We start from the raw sequence: 19,207 nt of genomic DNA, 5'->3' as shown, positions 1-19,207 counted from the left end.
CACCCGCGCCCGGCCCACTACCGAGCCCCCCGCCTCACCCACCCACTACAGCCGCCTCCCTCCCTCCCCGAACACCCCCGGACCCGGCCCCGGCCCCGACTGCACAAACCGGTTGAGCGGTAGCCCCAGATCTCCGCAGATCGCCGCCGCATCGTCGAGAACCCGTCACATCAGAACGTGCCCCCGCACCTCGGCCAACTCCACCGTGCGCGCCTCATCAAAAGCACGACATCTGGCCCGAGGGCGTGTCCACGGGGGACATCGGCGACTGAGCCATCGCCGTGCAGCGCGTGCAGCGCGTGCAGCGCGACAACGCGGCCGCAGCCGGCGAGGACTTGCCCGACACAGGCCCCGGTCCCCGCTTCCCTTCAGGGGCGCGTTGGCGCTCATCGACTCCGCAGGTGCTTGGTGAACCGGCCGAGTTCAACGCCACGCGCCGGGTGGCCCGGTGTCTGGCCGTCACCGGCCCCAGTGCCCTGGCCGGATTGACCAAAGCCGCGCTGTCCGCCCACCCGCTGCTGCAGCGGCCTCGGTTCGACGCGTGCGTCGCCGTCGAGCTGGTGACCGAGGCGCGGCATCGGATCACGAACCCGCACATGTTCTCAGCGCCGGGCAACCGGCCCAGACCTTCACCGCCGACACCCCTCTGCTCACTGAAACGGCGACACCTCGTCTGACAGCCAAGCCCCCGCAGGAGGTCACATGCCTCGATGACGGATGTCCGCGACGCAGCCCCCTTACTGCTTCTCCTCCATGCGGATGACACGCCGTAGCTCGTCGGCGGCTGTCTGGCTCGCGCCCTCGCGCTGCTCCAGCATGGCCGCCGCGATAGCGTCCAGCTTGCGCTGAACCGCATGCGCGTCCCGCCGCTCCGTGTTCGTCAGCAGAGCGAGCAAGAGCAGGTTGACGACCGTCGTGACGTCCCCCGCGAAGATCAGCCAGGGCAGCGGCAGATGCGCAAGGTGCATAGCGACCATGCCGAGGACCAGGAGCACACACAGCACGGAGAACAGCGGCGAACTGGTGACGTTCGATGCCCGCTCGGAGAAGACGGCGAACAAGTCACGCCCAGCGCCGCCCCGCTCAGCGGGATGCTCAGTGGTCATACCCTCCATGCTCCCCGCCCGGCACCCGCCCATGCGGGAACCTCGCCGGACATACCGACGAAGCGAAGGCACCGATCGAGGCGGCCCAGACCCAGCCCGGGCCTGGAGGCGTGCGCCCGCCTTCAGCCTTTCCAGGATCGCTACGAACAGACCGTACGCGACGGTGACACGACAGCGAGCCCCCACCGAGCGCCGACTCGACCGCACGAATGCCGCACGTCCCCGCGAGACCACGCGGGCCTGCCCACCGGTCACACGTCCTCGACCCCCAGCATCTCTACAGCCTTGCGGGCCTGGTAAAAGCCCTCGTCAGACACCCGCCGGTCATCCTCCGTGCCATGGAGCCAGTCCGCCAGGTCCACGACGGACCACGTCTCAAACTCCTCGGGCACGTCAAGAGCCGTCGCCCTGCGCAGATGCGTGGCGACAGCTGCGTCCCGGACGCTACGCGCACCCACCCCGGTCATATTCCCCACCACCGTCCGGTCCCATCAGGGAACGGACAGACAACCCCGCCAGACAACACCCGCACTGCCCAAAACATCTACACAAGAACACCACGAGAGCATGCAACACCACATACAACTGGAAACCAGCAACAAACCATCCACCACCACCCACTCCAAACCGGCCCCCACCATCCACACACCGACACGGCACACAACGACCAACCACGAACCGGACAACACCAAATCGAACACCGGGGCCGTGACGTTGAGTGGGCGCGCCCAGACCGACCGGCAGCCCGCCCGCTCCGGCGGCGAAAGCCACGTTCCGTCAAGGAATCCCATACGCCCTCAGGCACAGCAGGCCACAGCAGGCCACAGCAGGCCACAGCCACGAAAAACCATGGCCATGGATACCCGAAAGGTTAAACAGGCAGGACAACCCGGGCAGGACAACCCGGAGTTCCCTAACCACAAGATCAATCTCAGGGTAAGAAAAGGGATTAGGGCGAGGCGGTCCCGTGGGCGGCGACGAAGGCGCGTACGGCGTCCGGGGCGGTCTTCGCAGGCAGGGCGGCAACTCAACTCACACACCCCGCTCCAGAGGAGAACCACACTGATCAGACAGCCAGCGCCGTGCCACGCGGCGAACCCGCGTCCAAACTCGCCGACTGGGACGCCTTGTGGGACAAGGCGTCCCATGCCGGATGCCGGTGGACGGGGGCCCGTCACCCGGGGCTCCACCACACCGCAGAAGGCACCGGCATGGACGCGGCGGTTCGGGCGCTGTGATACGCGCAGGCTCAGGCCGGACGGGGGGCAGCCTTCTTGACCTTGTTCGTCCGGACATTGATGAGGGTCGGGCGTCCCCGGTCGGCGACTCCGGCGCGGAGCATCTCGGCGACCTGGTCGGTGTCGTCGGCATCGTGAGCATCGATGCCGTAACTCGCGGCGGTGGCCGAGATGTTCAGCTCGGGCAGATCGAGTCCGGGGATGCCGACGGCGCTCTCGAGGTCGGCGAACTGCTTGAGGACGCCGTATTCGCCGTTGGAGGAGACGACGATCGTCAGTGGGATCTTGTAGTGGGCCGCGGTCCACAGCGACGTGATCGCGTAGTGCATCGACCCGTCGCCCATCAGCGCGATCACCGGCCGGTCCGGGGCGCCGAGTTGGGCGCCGACAGCGGCGGGCAGCCCGAACCCCAGGCCCGCGCCGACAGCGGAGATGTGGGAGAGGGCGGCACCGGGCCGTACGTACTGCGTGATCGGAACCTCGTTGGAACCGGCCTCGCTCACAAAAAGGGCATCCGCCGGAGCGGCGTGGCCGACGGCCGTCCACAGATCCGAGGCCTGCATCGGGGCCTCGGCCCGCTCCGGGCGCGCTACATCGGGCCGGGCCCGGGGGACCGTGCGCGACGATTCACAACTCTCACCCAGCAGAGCCTCCACCGCGGCCCGGACGTCCGCCACGTAGGCGTCGCCGATGGGCGCGCGGGCGGCTTCGTCCGGGTCGCACGTGATGTGGATGAGCGAGGTGCCCTCAGGCAGATACGGGCCGGGGATGTAAGGGTAGTAGCGAAACGCCGGGCCGCCCAGGACCACGACCAGGTCATACCCCTTCAGCTCTTCGGAGATCCAGCCGGCACCGGGCGGGAGCAGACCTTGATACAGAGGGTGGTTCTCCGGGAACCCGGACAGCCCCGGGAGCGGCGAAGTCCACACAGCGGCCTTACTGCGCTCGGCCAGCTTCACGACCAAGTCCCAGGCTCCGGCATGCTCCAGGTCGCCGTGGACGACGAAGGCGGGCGACTTCGCGGCGGCGAGCCGGTCAGCGATCTTCTTCGCCAGGTCCTTGCGGAAGCCTCCGGCATGGGTGACCTCCCGGTCCCGGATTACCTCGAACTGCGCAGTCTGAACGTCATTGAGTTCGTAGGCCATATCGTCCATCGGCAGGGAGACGAAGACCGGTCCGGTGGGCGGGGACATCGCAATATGGATGGCCCGGGCGAGAACCGCGGGAACCTCGCTCGCGATGGCCGGCTCAGCGGACCATTTGACGAACGGACGCGGAACCAGAATGGCGTCCTCGTTGGTCAGAAGGGTCTTCTGATTCTGCATGGCACGACGCTGGTTGCCCGCGGTCACGACGAGCGGCGTCTTGTTCAGGTAGGCGTTGTACAAGGCACCGATGGCGTTGCCGAGGCCGGGCGCGGTATGCAGATTGACCAGAGCAGGACGTCTGGTGACTTGCGAGAAGCCGTCAGCCATACCCACCGGCACCATTTCCTGCAGACCCAGGAGATAGCGGAAGTCGCTGGGAAATTCATCCAGCAGAGTCAGTTCCGTGGAACCGGGATTACCGAACCACGTGTTCAGCCCGTACTGCCTGAACAGATCAATAGTGGCTTGACGGACAGTCGGCACAGCATGTCCCTTCGTCACACACTCACATCACCCCTCCCGATGACCAGCCGGCCACACCCCCGGAATACCCCAGCCACCGACCCAACACAGAACCGGCAGACGACATTGACGCCCGCCGCCAGACACCAACCGCGAACCTAGCAGCACAAGAAAGAAATCCCGCGATGCCACTCACACGCCGCCCAGAACCCGCGAGCGGCCAGGAAACGCCAGCATAGAGAAGCACACAATCAAGCACGCCCCCCCACCGCCACCGCCGATGACGAAGACGAAGACGAAGACGAAGACGAAGACGAAGACGAAGACGAAGACGAAGACGAAGACGAGCATGCCGTGGTGCAGCTCGGAACATGCACTGCACCGGCGACAACAAGGCCCCGTTCCAAATCAGCGACGAAACACCAGCCCAACCCCCACAGCTCGCAGATCCGCGCTGGAGCCCGACTCACTCCGCTCCCCGTCAACGCGCCGCACATGCGGGAGACACAAGCACCTGCACAGCTGCCGTTCAGCCCCAGAGACACCAAATCACCGAAAAGACAGAACACTCCAGGATCTCTACCATTCGGACGGCTGGGCCCAGCGAAACAGATCCCGCAATCGCGGCTGTGCCAGCGATGCCGATGCCGATGCCGATCAGGATGCTGTGCGCGCGAGCCTCTGGCCTGGTTGACCAGAGCACCGCCGTCCACGGCCACACGCACGCGCCGCTCGGCCTGTCGGACTTCCCCATGCATGGCGGCGAACGCCGCGGGTATCCGAAGGCGACCGGCACCATACGACACTGGAGGCGAATCCCATGGGCCTAGGCGGATGCATTCTGCTCATCGGCGCAGGCGCCATTCTCACGTTCGGGACCGACTGGCAGATGCGGAGCGTCAACCTCGATGTGGTCGGCGCGATCATGATGATCGTCGGCGTCATTGGTGTGCTGGCCTTCACCAGCATCGCCAAACGCAGGCGGGTCGTCGTGCCGTCCTCCGCTCCGCTCATCGACGAAGAGCGAGATCGGCGTCTCTGATACGAGGCGACAGGTTCGCCGCGGACATCTGTAGGCCACGGACGATTGTCCGCACCTCATCGCGTTGGGCCGGCCCACCTGCCCAAGACGTTGGGATCGGGATAGCGTTCACAACCAGACTGCGCAAGTGGCCGACTGACGGCACCTGGGAGAAGACGTTCACTGCCCTGCTCGTGCAGGCCGACGCCGAGGCGGCCTCGACTACGTCGACGCCGTCGACTCCACGATCACCCGTGCCCACCATCCCCGGCAGGGCCCTCGACCGAAGGCGCCCCTGCCGGGGACCGGACGACCAAGTATCAGACGACCCTCCTGGCCAGGTCCGCACACGCCGACAGGTTCGCGAGGCGCATGAACTGTGGCCGGTCGGTGGCAGGATGCCTGCTTTCGACAACTGCCCACCAAGCAACTCTGTGAAGCGGTGCATCAAGCTGAAGCCATGACGTCCGCCACATCTACACCTGTGCTGTCGAAATACCGCCCGGCGATCTCCTTCTGCTTCGACAGTGGCTGGCCCTTCAGCCATCGCTGGTTGTCCGCGCTGATGAGTGCATCAGGGCACTGACCGGGTCCGTGACGTGACCGAGGACTTCGGTCATGGGGATTTCCTTGCGTAGAAGGGGGCCAGGCGCCGAAGGCATGGGTGACGGCCGCCGGGCGCCTGCACCGAGAGTCCTGCCCGAGGGATGCATGGGACAGCCGCACCCTGCTCGCAATGCGCACTCCATTGAAGGAGCCTGCCGGTCGGCCAAGAGGGCAGGTCAGTGTGATGCGCACGTGTAGCCGAGCACTACCTCGTCTTCCCTGGCGCCGTCGGCACTGTCATCTTCTGCCCCACAGGCATGAGGTGGCATAACCGCGCCAGCTTCACCGCGGCACCTCCACCTCAGCGCGGAAGGCTACTGGCTCGGTTCACAGCATGTTTCTCGTGCGGCCGTGGCGTGGTTCGCACCGGTCTCCGACCGAGGAGGTACCGGCCCGGCCTTCGCCGGGCCGGGCCGGCCCACCTGTTCTTGGTACGCCCCTGCAATCGACGGGCAAACGAGCCACGGCGTAGGCGGCGTCGTGTCATCCTCCGGTTCCCGTCAAATGGCCGATGAGACCGCTGCATACGGGGCGTACTTCTGGCGAGTACATGGCGGGGGTCGGCGCGCGCTCATACGTGTCCCCCGGACGTTATCCATCACGGCACCAGGCCTGGGCGCCGACACCCGCGAGGCCTAGCCGTGCCCGGCGGCAGCCCTCATTGGCTTCACGCGCACAGCTCGGTTCGATCCCGACGGGAGGATCGGATTGTGCACGGGTCCATGACAGTGACGCGGCTGTGCCGTGACACCGAGCCCCACTCGTGCGGCGGCATCATCAGCTTCTACGGCGGCTACTCTGGCGCCCCCTCATCGGAGCACCACCGCGCTGCGGCGCGATCTGGACCGAGCTAGCTGCCCGACTCAGCCCATACCGCGTCCGGGGGTGTGACGCCACAGCCCAGGGCGCGTTCGGCGTGAGGGGCTCGCGTCTGTTGGTGCTTGCGCCGATTCCCAGCTGCGTCGCGGCCACTTGTCCCTCACGCAGCGACCCTGCACTCGATCCGACCCCGGACGGCAACCGGCTGCCGACACAAAGCAGTGGACGATCTGCTACGAATGCTTGGCTATTTTCCGGTTCGCCCGCATTGATCTGGGCACTCGGTTGTGAACTGGGGGCCGAACTCGCTGGAGGTGCGGCGTGGCGGTACGGCATCGTCTGATCAAGGTGACTCCGCAGACTGTTTGGTCCGTCCTCGCGGACGGCAGCCGATACGCGGAGTGGGTAGTGGGAACGTCGGCCTCCGAGCCGGTGCGGGGGCAGTGGCCACAGGTGGACTCGGCGATCAGCTACGAAGTTCGCGTGGGCCCTCTCCGGCTCACCAATGAGACGGTTGTCCGGCAGTGCGAGGAGGGCTCCGTTCTCGGGTTGGAGGCACGAGCAGGCGCGCTGGGGACGGCGCGGATCGCCATCGAGCTCCGCCCCTGGGGAAAATACTGCCTGGTCATCGCGGATGAGCACCCGCTGCAGGGAGTGGGCGGGCTGCTCCACAACGTAGCGGTGGAGGCGGTGATCCAACTACGGCATCGCGCGATGCTGGCCCGCCTCGCCCGGGTCTGCGAGGCGCAACCCCAGACCGAGCAGCTGGAGGGCCTCCACAAGGGGCGTAGGGCGGCAGCTCACAGTACTGGCGGCGGCCGTGCCTGACGCGGTGGTGATCGGAGCCGGTCCCAACGGGCTGGTGGCGGCCAATCTGCTGGCCGACGAGGGATGGAGCGTGGAGGTACTCGAGGGGCAGCCCAGGCCCGGCGGCGCGGTGCGCCACAACAGGGAGGTCGACGCCGATTTCGTCAGTGACCTCTTCAGTTCCTTCTACCCCCTCGCGGCCGCGTCACCGGTGCTGGCGCGTCTTGGCCTCGAGGAAGACGGTCTGCGCTGGAGCCACGCGCCACGTGTGCTGGCCCACCCGCTCAGTGACGGCAGGTGTGCGGTGCTGGCCCGCGGGATCGATGCCACCGCCGACTCTCTCGACGCCTTTCACCCGGGCGACGGGGACGCCTGGCGACGTCTGCACGAGATGTGGGAACGGCTTGGCCCCGACATTCTGGGTGCTCTGTTCACCCCCTTCCCTCCACTACGCGCCACGGCCCGTCTCGGCGTCAGGCTGAAGGAGGCCGGCGGCTTGCGGATGGCCCGCACCCTGATCCTGCCGGTGCGCCGCATGGGGGACGAAGAGTTTCGGGGTGAAGGCGGCAAACTGCTGCTGGCCGGGAACGCGCTGCATGCCGACCTCCCGCCGGAAACAGCGGGCAGCGGAGGTTTCGGCTGGCTGATGTCCATGCTCGGGCAGACTTACGGCTTCCCCGTGCCGGTCGGTGGCGCCGGGGCCCTGACGGCGGCTCTCGTCCGCCGGCTGCGCAAGCGTGGCGGCGTTCTCCGCTGCGGGCAGCGGGTCCGCCGCATCATCGTGCGTGATGGGCGAGCCGCCGGTGTGCTCACGGCCGACGGAGAGACGGTGGCCGCACGTCGCGCCGTCCTGGCAGACGTGTCCGCGCCCGCCCTGTACGGCGAACTCGTCGCAGCGGAGCACCTTCCCTCCCAGCTGATGGCCGACCTGAAGCGATTTCAGTGGGACTTGCCCACTTTCAAGGTGGACTGGGCATGCGACGGGCCCGTGCCCTGGCAAGCCGAAGCAGCGGCTCAAGCCGGGACCGTGCACGTGGCCGACGGCATGGACGAACTCACCCGCTTCGCAGCCCAGATCACCATGGGCTATGTACCCGACCGGCCCTTTGCCCTGTTCGGCCAGATGACGACGGCGGACCCCTCGCGCTCCCCCCGAGGCACCGAGGCCGCTTGGGCGTACACGCACGTCCCACGCGAAATCAAGTCCGACGCGGGCGACGAGGGCCTGACGGGTACTTGGAGTACCAAGGAGCAGGAGGTCATGGCCGACCGGATCGAACGTCAGGTCGAGCGATTCGCGCCCGGCTTCCGCTCCCTCATCCGTGCCCGCCGCATCCTGGCCCCGCCCACGCTCCAGTCGCTGGACAGCAATCTGCACGACGGCGCCATCAACGGCGGCACCGCGGCAATGCACCAGCAGTTCGTCTTCCGCCCCGTTCCCGGAACGGGACGTCCCGAGACACCGATACGCAGTCTCTACCTCGCTTCAGCTTCCGCCCACCCTGGCGGAGGGGTCCATGGAGCACCCGGAGCCAATGCCGCCCGCGCGGCCCTGCGTCGGCACCGGCCCCCCGGCCTCACCCGCGCACAACGCGTCCTGACCCACCGGGACCGGACAGGAAGAAGACCACCGCTCACCCGCTGAGGCCGGGGACACCGGAAGAGTAAGACCTGGATGGCAACCCCCTCAAAGACATGTGCCGGCCCACGGTGACGGTGCCGCATACCGTCGCGTTCCGCCACCAGCTCCCAGGCGCGGCCGACGTCGTCGAGGTGGGGGGACTCGATCGCGATGTGCTGCACGCCCTTCATGCCGAGCACGCCCACATGGGCAACGCAGGGGTGCGCGGACTCCAGCGGTAGAACTGCGGGCTGACACGCTGCTGTCGGGGGTGACGGCCAACCAGCCGCCGAACAGCTCCAGGCCGAGCACACTGGTGCACCGTCGTTGACTACGCCTCACAGGCATACTCATCGGAGGCGGTCCGCTTCTCCCGCCGGCCAGCCCGTTCCTCGTCTCCGCGCCTTGGCACGAAGATCGAACAGTGGACCGCCACCGGCATGCGAAACAGCGTCCCCTTCGCCCGCGCAGCAACGGCTACCCGGCCTGGCCAACTGCGATGCTCAGTGGTCGGCTTCAGAGCTGGTCGCAGGTACATGCCGTCCCCTCCCTACACGTACAGCAGTACCCGGTCGCAAGTCGCCGTGCAGGAGGCGTAACGGCGTTCCCCACCCCCTACGCTCCGCCGCGCCCACCTTGCGTGGGCGAGCGTCACCATGTGTGCGGCGGCGGCGCCGGGGCACCTGGCGGATATTGGATTCTCTGCGGCCCGCAATGTGCGCCCCCGCCCGGACTAGGAGGTAGCCGCCGTGACAAACCCCGCCCCATCGGGGGAACACGAAGGCAGGGAGCAGTGCTCCGGTAGCGGAGGCGGTGGAACCGGACCGGGTGGAAGCCGGGGCCCGGGCAGGGACGGTGGCCGGCGCCCTGATTCGCTCGACGAGGTTGCGGCGCCGGGTGGCTCCGAGCTCGGTGTCATCACCACGGCCGTACCGGCCCGGCTGGACCGCCTGCCGTGGTCACGCTGGCACTGGATGATCGTCATCGGTCTGGGCACCGTGTGGATTCTGGACGGCCTCGAAGTGACGACCGTCGGCAACATCGCGGGCCGGCTGTCGGAGGAGGGCTCCGGGCTGGCTATCACGTCCGCTCAGGTCACGGGTCTTGCCGCAGCCCTCTACGTGGCAGGTGCCTGCTTGGGTGCCCTGTTCTTCGGCTGGCTCACCGACCGGTTCGGCCGCAAGAAACTGTTCATGGTGACCCTCGCGGTCTACCTCGCCGCGACCGCGATGACCGGTCTTTCCTTCAGCGCGTGGTGGTTCTTCCTCTTCCGCTTCCTCACCGGTTTCGGCATCGGCGGCGAGTACGCGGCCATCAACTCGGCGATCGACGAGCTGATCCCCTCGAAGTACCGAGGCAGGGTCGACCTCATCATCAACGGCAGTTACTGGCTGGGCGCGGTCGGCGGAGCGCTGCTGTCGATCGTCATGCTGAACACGGACTACTTCCCCAAAGACCTCGGCTGGCGTCTCACCTTCGCTCTCGGCGTCGTCCTGGGCCTGGTGATCCTCCTCGTCCGACGGCACGTGCCGGAGAGCCCGCGGTGGCAGCTCATCCATGGACACCGAGAGGACGCCGACAAGCTCGTCGACTCCGTGGAGCGGGAGGTCGAGGACGAGAAGCACGAGGAACTGCCGCCCCCAGCAGGCGAGATCACGATCCACGAGCGCAAGAGCATCGGCTTCGGGCTCATCGCGAAGACCGTGTTCCGCAGCTATCCGAAGCGCGCGGTGCTCGGACTTTCTCTCTTCATCGGGCAGGCATTTCTCTACAACGCGATCACCTTCGGCTTCGGCGCGATTCTCACCACGTTCTACGACGTCGAGAGTGGCCACACTGGCTACTACTTCGCAGTGATCGCGGCCGGCAACTTCGTCGGCCCGCTCATGCTCGGCAAATTGTTCGACACGATCGGGCGGCGCATCATGATCGCGGGCACGTACATCGTGCCCGGCATCCTGCTGTTCATCACGGCCTGGCTCTTCGACCGGGGCTCGCTCACGGCCAACACCCTGACCGCGTGCTGGTGCGTCGTGCTGTTCTTCGCCTCGGCGGGAGCGAGCAGCGCCTACCTCACCGTCTCCGAGGTCTTTCCGATGGAGACCAGGGCTATGGCCATCGCGTTCTTCTACGCGATCGGTACGGCGGTCGGCGGGATCAGCGGCCCTCTCATCTTCGCCGACCTCACCGAATCCGGTGTCCCCGGCGATACGGCCCTCGCCTTCTGCATCGGGGCAGGCCTGATGTGCGCGGCAGGCATCGTCGCGGCCTTTCTTGCGGTCAACGCTGAGCGGCGTTCCTTGGAGGACATCGCGAAGCCCCTCTCCCAGACGGACAAGAGTGGCGGACAGGCTCCTCCTGGCAGCGGCGGCGGGCCAGTCCCCGTGGATGGTGCGGCGGGCTGAGCGACCATCGCTGCCGCGGGCCCGTGAACGACCCAACGCCACCGTCAGCTTGACCCGGTCCTAAAGGACCGGGTTTGGAGGAGCCCGCCCAACTGGCTGTTGAGTGGGCTCCTCCGTCCGGACACCCTTACGGGGTGGCAGGGACGCGTGACTCACGCCCCGCAGTCCACACAGCCTCGGCCTTGCAGGCGATGTTGTGGGAAGCGTTCTGGTCCGCGTGGGCAACGACCGCGCAGTTCCGGCAGGTGAAGATGGTCTGGCTTGCCAGTTCCCCTTGTCGATGTGGTCGCACTCGCAAACTGGGCGGTCGAGCGACGAAGCATCCAGCCTTCCGACAGGGCCCGTTGGGCCTCAGTGACTGACAACGGCGGAATCTTCGGACCCGGACGACTCATACACAACCAACGACGAATCTCCGACTCCGGCCGCTAGCGCGTCTGACCGGTGGTGACCTGCAGGAATTCTCCAATGCCCTGGAGGAGGGCTGACGGGTTCTCGTAGAAAGGGAAGTGGCCCCCGCTGTCGAACTGTGCGTACTGCACCACGTCGTAGACCTTCTGCAGCTCCGCGCGGGTGGGAGGCGGCACCTAGAGGTCGGGGCGGGGACGGCGGAAAAGCCGGTGGGCCGTTCGACACGGGCGCCTTGCGGAAGAGTGTTGCCGTCCTCCCCGTAGGCGCCTTCGTACACCCATAGCCCGGTGGCGAAGGAGTCGGTGGCGGCGTAGAGCATGACCTCGGTGAGCAGCTGATCCATGCTGAAGATCTGCTCGAAGCTGCGGAAACGGCGGTCACTCCAGAGGTGGTACTTGTCGATGATCCACTGGGCTGCGCCGACCGGGGAGTTGCTGAAGTAGCCGATCGTGGTGGGCCGGTAGCCCTGCTGCTGGAAGTACGCGAACGACCTCTGGAGCGTTCCCTGTGCCTCGATAGTCTTCGCGCGGTCCTCGGGCGGATCTCGCCGACCCCCGGATCCACGATCCCTGTGTGCAGGCCGCTGTTGCGAAGGGACACCGTGAGGTCGACGGCAACGCACCGGGAATGCTCACATCCGAGCCAGCTCGCAATGCAGCCACCCCAGTCGCCGCCGTGGGCGCGGTAGGAGTTGTAGCCCAGAACCTCGGTCACGAGCGTGTCGATCCGGCCCGCCATCGCACGGGGCCCGATCGGGGTCTGCGCGCTCTCGGAAAAGGCGAACCCAGGCAGGGAGGGGATGACCACGTCCACTGCGTCCCGGGCATTGCCGCCGTGGCGCTCCGGATGTTCCACAGGGTCGACGAGGCCGAGAAGGGATGCGAAGGTGTACGGCCATCCGTGGAGGATCACCAGGACCTGCCATCGCTCCCGGGAGCCTGCACATGAACGTACTGCAGAAGATCCCCGGATATCGCAACGCGGTACTGGGGGAAACGATTGATGCGGCGTTCCTGAGCCCGCCAGTCGTAACCCGTGCATCAGTATTCTGCGGGTCTGCGAGCCGCCGCATGGACGCGTGGTCCGGACCGATGTCCTACCCCGTCGGACCTGTTCGGGGAAAGTTGCAATCTACGACTCGGCGCTTGATCTACCCGAGAACATGGTCCGGTATGTCCACCTTGAACGGTGTGGGCGCGGGGCACCACGACAGCCACGGCACGCAGGCCGGCGGCGCCCTGTCGGAAGCGGATGGGGCAACGCCCGCGAGCCCAGTCTTGAAGCAACGACAGTCCACGGCGACTCGGGAGCCGAGTGGGTCAGGAAATCGGGCTGGGTTTGTGAGCAGGGGGAGCAGTACCTGCTGCGCACCTTCGGCCGCCTCTCCGACCGCGGGCTCCTGCGCCTGGAGAACCCGCAGGTCACCGCCATCCTCTTCGCCCACAACATGGTCCTCATCCCCGACCAGGCCATGCTGCAACTCAGCCCGACGCCCGACGAACCCGGCCGGCCGCTACACCACCGCCGCCGTCCGCATGTTCCTCACCCGCTACGCCACCGACCAGACCTGACCTGACCGGCGGCTGCGTCCGCGGGCGGGCGTCGGAGAACAAGCTCATTTCCGTGAACACATAACGCGACGATCTACACTTATTGTGGCTTTTCATGTGTTGACGCTCGGTGTGGTGATTCTCAGGCTGGTAGGCGGGGCTGGTGGAAGGGGCTGCGGTCGTGAGTGGTGGGCAGGGTGGACTTCCCCGGTTGCTGACGGCAGCGGAGACGTCGGCGCCGGTGGATGCCGTCGATGTGATCGCGGAGGACCTGCGGCGGCGTTTCGAGGCCACGAAGGTCTCTTTTCTCATCGTGGACCTGACAGGGAAGGCGGTGGCGCGGCTGTCGACGGCCCCTGCGGAGGCCGGGCGGGAGGTGGAGCGGATCCCTTTGTTCGGCAGTGTCTACGAGGAGGTGGTCCGCACCCAGCAGCTCTATCAGGAGGCGACCGGTCAGGGGCAACGGGTGATCGTGCCGGTCACCAACCGGGGAGACGCAATCGGGCTGCTGGAACTGCTCCTGCCGGCCGATCCCGGCGATGACGTCCTTGATGAGGTCGGGGAAGCCGCTCACATCCTGGCCTACATCGTGATCGCCAACGGGCGTTTCACCGACTTCTACACCTGGGGCAAACGCTCCAGACCGCCCACCCTGGCAGCAGAAATCCAGTACCAGCTGCTTCCCTCGTCTCTGTCGTGCGAGGCCGCGCAGTTCACGCTGTGCGGGAGCCTGGAGCCTTCGGAAGACCTCAGCGGCGACACCTTCGACTACACCCTGGACCGGGACGCACTGCACGTGTCGGTGACCGATCCCATGGGCCACGACCTCGATGCGGCCCTGGCTGCCACGGTCCTCGTGAGCGCCCTGCGTGGCGCCCGCCGCGCAGGAGCCGGCCTGGCCGAACAGGCCCACCGGGCCGACCGGGCACTCGTCGAACACGGCCACGGGCACGCCACCGGGCAACTGCTGCGTATCAATCTCCACACCGGGCGGGCCCAGCTCGTCAACGCGGGACACCCCTGGCCACTGCGCATGCGCAGTGGCGCTGTGGAGGTGATCACCTGCGAGGTGGACCATCCCTTCGGGCTGTCGGAGTTCACGACCCTCCCCTATCGTGTTCAGGACCTCGATCTGCGCCATGGTGACCGTCTGCTCATGTTCACCGACGGCATGGTCGAACGGCACGGGGAGAAGGTCGACCTGCCTGCCCTGCTGGAGCGCACCCGGGGCCTGCACCCTCGGGAGACCGCATTGACGCTGACGTCCGCAGTCCGGGACGCTGCCGAGGGCCGGCTCGAAGACGACGCCACCGTGATGTGCCTGGACTGGCACGGCCCGCAGGAGACCCAACGGCACGTCAGCTCCGGTGCGGACACCCAACAAGCCTCAGCCGGCCGCACGAAACAGCAGCCGTGACCAGAGTGCTCTCCTGGACGGTGCCAGGCTGTCGCTGAGCAGCAGCAGCTCTCGCACCGCGCCTCCTGCTGCACACCTGAGCTCCCGCCCTTCCCCAGCCGCTACGGGCCGCCCGCCCCGGGACTTACCCGAATGAGACATCACGAGGCGTCTGGAGAACCATCGAACTTGATCTCGTACCACCAGCCCCTGCTGCGGGGCAGCGTCGCTGCCTGACGTGAGTCATCAAGCCGCGTGCACATAGGTGTCCCCAACCGACGTAAGGAGTCGGCTCAGTCCTGCGGAGCCGCAGCAAGCACCGTGCGGCAGTCCGAAAAAGCAGGGTGGCTCAGCAGGGGCCGGAATCGTGTGAACAGAGCGAGGAGTTCGGCTCCCCACTTCTCGCGGAAGACGGAGTCAATGCGGGCAAGGTCGAGTTCGTTGGCGGCGGACAGCTCAGCGAAGTCCCGTCGAAGGTGCGGCTCCGGCGCGTGGACAAGACCGGTGAACCGATCCCGGAAGGCCCCCTCGGCATCCATCAGCGTCGGATACGTGGCCCTGCGGTCACACGACGCGTAGAGGTACGCGATCGCCTCAGCCTCGGCACCGATCACCTCTGCGAGTTCGGCGCGGCTGTCCAGCGACAACAAGGCGGTAGGAAAGCCGTCGGTGCCGTAGAAGGCGTGACACAAACCCGCGACCTGGAGGGCTGGACGGGCGCCCCATGCAGCGAGTTGGCCATGGACGCGCTGGAGGTGGGCGGCGAGAGTGCCACCCGGATGAGCGATGTCGGCAGCACCGAGCTTGCGCAGTAGCACGATGGCCTGGTCGGCAGGGGCAGGAGAAGCAGGCACAGGTCAGTGTCCTTCTGGCTCACGAGGTCGGCACCCGCCCGCGCCTTCGCCTGTGGTCCGGACCCGTGAAAGCATCGGACGGGTTGTCACCTGGGTCCTGCGCTTATCGTCGTGGACCCCCTAACCTCAGTCAATCCTAGGGATTTCTGAGCAATACCCAAGCTGTAGCTAGGGGTTATGGCTTTGGAGGACCTGCGGGTCTTGGCGGTCTGGGTGCAGAGCACCATCGACTTGCTGGGAAGCATGTCGGCAAACCAGTCGGATGCCGCATGCCGTCGACGTCAGCGGGGACGGATTCCGTCGAGCATCATGCGCAACAGTGGGGACGTCGATCCGGGTCAAGTGGCGACTGCCCACCCACCCAGGCGATAGCCGCGGCCAGGGCCTGCACGTCAGCCGCGTCCGTATCAGCGCGCAGCACACCGGCCTCGGCTGCGCGGCGGACCAGTGCCATACCTGCCTTGATGGCCGGCCAGCAGCTGCTGTGCTCGTCGGCGGCCGGCGGAGGGTGACCAAGCTCCGAGCCAAACCCTCGTACGTGCCGCTCTGCTCGATATGGGCATCCAGCCGAGCACCAGGTCCGAGTGGTCGAGGCCGGGCCAGGCAGGTGACCGTACGGTGACGCCTTGGCGGACCCTACGGTCGATACGCCTGTGACAGAACGAAGACGTCGCGGAGGACTGCCTGTAACTCGGTGCGAGATACAAATACTTCCGACCGCATGCACCGCGCCACTCCTGGGGGAACACCGTGAAGTACACCCGCATCACTGCTCTCGCCGCCATCAGCGTCGCCGCCACCTTCTCGCTCACCGCCTGTGGCAGCGACAGCTCCGGGACGGACTCGTCCTCCAAGGGCTCCTCGTCCTCGTCTTCTTCGTCCTCGGACGGTGGCTCGAAGTCGGAGGGCGGCTCGGGCTCCGACGGCTCGCAGGCCAGCAACGCGAAGGCGGGCTCCGCTGAGGACACCGAGGCAGAGGCAACCGCGAACGGCGCGACGGAGACCGGCGACAAGGTCACGTTCTGCAAGACGGAGGACCTGGCCATCGACGCCACCGACGCCGCGCCCGACGAAGAGTCCGGCAGGATCAACATCACCATGATCAACCGGGGTTCGACCACCTGCTCGGCGACGGGCTTCGCGGGCGTCGACATCAAGGACACCGACAACACCTCGAACCCCATCGAACGCGGCCAAGCCCAGCCGCGTGTCACCACCCTGAAGCCCGGCGACGCCGCTGTCTTCAACCTCGCCTACGACATCGACAACACCGGCAACAGCCTCTCGCACCCGACCAACATCCTGGTGACGCCCCCGAACGAGACCCACACCGTGACCCTGAAGTGGCCCGCGGGCGCAGGAGAGATCAAGGGCGCCTACACCGACGTTCAGGTCTACCCCACGCACACAACCAACTGAAGGTAGTGCCCGCGGCCCGCCCGGTGGCCGACCTGTCGTGCGGCCCCGTGCCGGCCGTGGCCCGCCACGCTCCGGTCAACACCATGAGCAGGGCCAGGAACTCACAAGCAGACTTTCGCACGCGATGTGATCGGCGCACGCACTCAATCCCTCTCACCACTCCCCCGGCACTCACCCATCCAGTCATTAACCGGTCATGCAATCCACGTTCTCCGGCTCTATGCTCCTCGCGTCAGTGCCACGAGCGAGGGGGAGCGATGCGGGAGAGTGTCGAGGAGCGGCACAAGCGGCTGCTGCGGATCGTGCGGCAGCGCGAGAGCGTCCGGGTGGCCGAACTCGCCACGGAACTAGGCATATCGATGGAGACGGCGCGGCGGGATGTGACGGCGCTGGCCGACGTCGGCCGCGTCCGCAGGCTTCACGGCTCCGTGGCCTGGCCGACCGCGCCGCTCAACGCACGCGATTCGCGGCTCGCGCGGAAGGCCCCCGCCCCCTCCCCCAGCGGTCTCCTGCTGGGAATGGTGGTTCCTACGGCCAACTATTTTTACCAGTCGGTCATCCGCGGCGCCCGAGAGGCCGCCACCGCGGCCGGCGCGCGCCTGCTGGTCGGCATCACGGAGTACCACCGGGAGCGGGACGCCACACAGATCAGGAACATGCTCGAGGCCGGCACGAACGGCCTGCTCCTCACTCCCAGCTGGAGCATCCACGGCCCCAGCGAGGCGGACGCCCTCCAACTCGCGGAGCTCGCGGTGGCGACCGTACTCGTGGAACGCCGGATCCCCCTGGGCCTGCCCGGGGCGAACCTCGACAGGGCGGCCTCGGACCACGCGGGCGGCGCCTCCATGGCCGTGCGGCACCTGGCCGGTCTCGGGCACCGGCGCATCGCTCTGCTCTCCCGGAACACACACACCTGGCCCCACATCCGCCGCGGTTACCGCGCCGCGATCGACACGCTCGGTCTCCCCGACGACGACATCTCCTCGACGACCGATCCCCACGGGCGTTATGGCGAGTTCGACCATCACGCCGAGCGACTGACCGCCCTCATCACCTCGGGGGAGATCCGGGCCGCCCTCGTCCACGACGACACCGACGCGGCCAACCTGCTCCAGTGGCTGCTGGCCCAAGGGGTCCGCGTGCCCGAGGACTTCGCGCTCGTCTGCTACAACGACGAGATCGCGGCCCTCACCGACACACCCATGACGTCGGTCTCCCCCGCGAACCACGCACTCGGCGAGACCGCGGTGAAGCTGCTGCTGCGCCGCATCGAGGACCCCGGCGTGGAGCACTCCGCCGTCGAATGGCTCCCCCGGCTCCTGGTGAGGAAGTCCTGCGGCGGTCCGAAGGCCACCCAAGTGCCCATCCACTGACCGATTATTGACCGCTCCGTCTTCCAGTCTTGACGCCGGTCAAAGCCGGAATCCAAGCTGCGCAACAACACGCCGCACTCAAGTCGGCGAGATTCCCGTCTGGCACAGATTGGTTCCCCCATGGCTTCTCCCGTGCGTCGCCGTGCCTTCCTCCACGCTGCCGGGGACATCGCTCTGGCCCCCGGGGACGGCCACGGCCGCCCCCTCGTCTGCCGCCTCCGCCACCGAACCCGCCGCCGGCATCCAGGAGTTCGCCGCGCTGGAGGCCAAGTGGCGGGATCTCGTCCTCGGGACCGGTTTCAGTCCCCCGGCCGAGCCGTTCAAGACCCTCCCAGCCAACCTTGGTACGACCGCGCAGAAGTACCTCTCCGCAATGGCCCCGGCGAGCGGCTCACCGCGGCCCGCTGCTCTGGTCGTCTCCGACCCGGCCCGACAGGCCGCGTCCCTCCAGGTCACCTGTGGCACGAGCGAGTGTCGAAGGTGCTCTCCTGGCCTGCCGCGGTCACGGCCGCCACCGGCTCGTCCCTCGAGCTCACCTTCGGAGACCTCACCGGCGCCTTCGGCGCCCGTCAGAAGATCCAGGTCAACCTCGGCTGACCTCCCCACGCCCGGGCCCGCTGACGGCGACGGGCCCATGTACAACGCTCCCCCCACCAAGGAGAAGACCATGCAACGACGCAAAGTCCGTTCCCCCCTGGGCGCCGCACGCGCCAGGACCGGCAAGCTCCTGCTCGCTCCGGCGGCGATCGGCGCCGCGATGACACTCCTGACAACGTCGCCCGCCAACGCAGCTGTCCTGTGGACGGCGAACCCCGCCTCCGGAGCCGGCGCCTTCGACTACACCGCCTGCGACGGCGGACAGATCTCGACGACGAACTGGAACGACGGCCACGGCGACATCTTCAGCCTCAACAAGCCGGCGGGGATCGACCGCTGTGAGGCGGCGGGCGCCGCCGGCCGCACATGGAGCA

Annotated in this window: 15 protein-coding genes and 2 pseudogenes; 10 read left to right on the top strand and 7 right to left on the bottom strand. The window is 67.3% G+C overall.

Features of this window, described 5'->3' with window-relative positions; genetic code table 11:
- Positions 1–281: 281 nt before the first annotated feature.
- Entirely contained in the window at positions 282–677 is a 396-nt protein-coding gene (locus ACIPWY_RS40135; protein ID WP_401537067.1) for a hypothetical protein, read from the top strand.
- 60 nt (positions 678–737) lie between these two features.
- Here the strand turns inward: ACIPWY_RS40135 and ACIPWY_RS40130 are convergent, their stop codons facing one another.
- The 4 genes from ACIPWY_RS40130 to ACIPWY_RS40115 all read right to left on the bottom strand — a co-directional run bounded on the left by ACIPWY_RS40130 (position 738) and on the right by ACIPWY_RS40115 (position 4,305).
- Entirely contained in the window at positions 738–1,106 is a 369-nt protein-coding gene (locus tag ACIPWY_RS40130; RefSeq protein WP_401537065.1) for a low affinity iron permease family protein, read from the bottom strand.
- 251 nt (positions 1,107–1,357) lie between these two features.
- Positions 1,358–1,573, bottom strand: a complete 216-nt coding sequence (locus ACIPWY_RS40125; RefSeq protein WP_401537063.1) for a hypothetical protein — start codon at positions 1,571–1,573, stop codon at positions 1,358–1,360.
- A gap of 782 nt (positions 1,574–2,355) precedes the next feature.
- The gene (gene mdlC, locus ACIPWY_RS40120; RefSeq protein WP_401537061.1) at positions 2,356–3,975 is read right to left on the bottom strand and encodes a benzoylformate decarboxylase; all 1,620 of its coding nucleotides are present in this window, start codon (positions 3,973–3,975) and stop codon (positions 2,356–2,358) included.
- A gap of 171 nt (positions 3,976–4,146) precedes the next feature.
- Positions 4,147–4,305 carry a hypothetical protein gene (locus ACIPWY_RS40115; RefSeq protein WP_401537059.1) on the bottom strand — a complete coding sequence of 53 codons (159 nt, stop codon included), beginning with the start codon at positions 4,303–4,305 and terminating at the stop codon, positions 4,147–4,149.
- A 469-nt stretch (positions 4,306–4,774) separates the two neighbouring features.
- On the opposite strand from ACIPWY_RS40115, the gene ACIPWY_RS40110 reads away from it, so the two are divergent.
- The 5 genes from ACIPWY_RS40110 to ACIPWY_RS40090 all read left to right on the top strand — a co-directional run bounded on the left by ACIPWY_RS40110 (position 4,775) and on the right by ACIPWY_RS40090 (position 11,233).
- Positions 4,775–4,996 (top strand): hypothetical protein, encoded by a 222-nt coding sequence (locus ACIPWY_RS40110; protein ID WP_362910845.1) that lies wholly within the window; start codon positions 4,775–4,777, stop codon positions 4,994–4,996.
- 1,725 nt (positions 4,997–6,721) lie between these two features.
- The gene (locus ACIPWY_RS40105) at positions 6,722–7,228 is read left to right on the top strand and encodes an SRPBCC family protein (RefSeq protein WP_362910847.1); all 507 of its coding nucleotides are present in this window, start codon (positions 6,722–6,724) and stop codon (positions 7,226–7,228) included.
- On the top strand, positions 7,221–8,852 hold the full coding sequence (locus ACIPWY_RS40100; RefSeq protein WP_401537057.1) for a phytoene desaturase family protein: 1,632 nt from the start codon (positions 7,221–7,223) through the stop codon (positions 8,850–8,852). The genes ACIPWY_RS40105 and ACIPWY_RS40100 overlap by 8 nt, the downstream gene beginning before the upstream one ends.
- A gap of 71 nt (positions 8,853–8,923) precedes the next feature.
- Complete coding sequence (locus ACIPWY_RS40095) at positions 8,924–9,070, top strand: hypothetical protein (RefSeq protein ID WP_362910851.1); 147 nt, start codon at positions 8,924–8,926, stop codon at positions 9,068–9,070.
- Positions 9,071–9,802: 732 nt separating this feature from the next.
- Entirely contained in the window at positions 9,803–11,233 is a 1,431-nt protein-coding gene (locus ACIPWY_RS40090) for an MFS transporter (RefSeq protein ID WP_393705998.1), read from the top strand.
- 1,319 nt (positions 11,234–12,552) lie between these two features.
- Here the strand turns inward: ACIPWY_RS40090 and ACIPWY_RS40085 are convergent.
- Positions 12,553–12,669, bottom strand: a pseudogene (locus ACIPWY_RS40085) (epoxide hydrolase N-terminal domain-containing protein); the annotation flags it as partial.
- A gap of 766 nt (positions 12,670–13,435) precedes the next feature.
- On the opposite strand from ACIPWY_RS40085, the gene ACIPWY_RS40080 reads away from it, so the two are divergent.
- Entirely contained in the window at positions 13,436–14,611 is a 1,176-nt protein-coding gene (locus ACIPWY_RS40080) for a PP2C family protein-serine/threonine phosphatase (RefSeq protein ID WP_393706019.1), read from the top strand.
- A 272-nt stretch (positions 14,612–14,883) separates the two neighbouring features.
- On the opposite strand, the gene ACIPWY_RS40075 is transcribed toward ACIPWY_RS40080, so the two are convergent.
- Together ACIPWY_RS40075 and ACIPWY_RS40070 are read right to left on the bottom strand one after the other, a co-directional pair.
- On the bottom strand, positions 14,884–15,411 hold the full coding sequence (locus tag ACIPWY_RS40075; protein ID WP_401537069.1) for a DUF6817 domain-containing protein: 528 nt from the start codon (positions 15,409–15,411) through the stop codon (positions 14,884–14,886).
- A gap of 340 nt (positions 15,412–15,751) precedes the next feature.
- Positions 15,752–16,171 (bottom strand): hypothetical protein, encoded by a 420-nt coding sequence (locus ACIPWY_RS40070; protein ID WP_393706000.1) that lies wholly within the window; start codon positions 16,169–16,171, stop codon positions 15,752–15,754.
- A gap of 23 nt (positions 16,172–16,194) precedes the next feature.
- Here ACIPWY_RS40070 and ACIPWY_RS40065 point away from each other — a divergent pair, with 23 nt between their 5' ends.
- The 3 genes and pseudogenes from ACIPWY_RS40065 to ACIPWY_RS40055 form a co-directional block, all read left to right on the top strand.
- Entirely contained in the window at positions 16,195–16,863 is a 669-nt protein-coding gene (locus tag ACIPWY_RS40065; RefSeq protein ID WP_393706001.1) for a DUF4232 domain-containing protein, read from the top strand.
- Positions 16,864–17,120: 257 nt separating this feature from the next.
- Positions 17,121–18,236, top strand: coding sequence for a substrate-binding domain-containing protein (locus tag ACIPWY_RS40060; protein ID WP_393706002.1), 1,116 nt, complete (start codon positions 17,121–17,123; stop codon positions 18,234–18,236).
- 667 nt (positions 18,237–18,903) lie between these two features.
- Positions 18,904–19,207: pseudogene (locus ACIPWY_RS40055) on the top strand (hypothetical protein); the annotation flags it as partial.

This window comes from Streptomyces sp. NPDC090032 (assembly GCF_044748025.1).
Lineage (GTDB): Bacteria > Actinomycetota > Actinomycetes > Streptomycetales > Streptomycetaceae > Streptomyces.
Note: the sequence above shows the minus strand (reverse complement) of the source record. Positions and strands in the feature narration are given on the sequence as shown.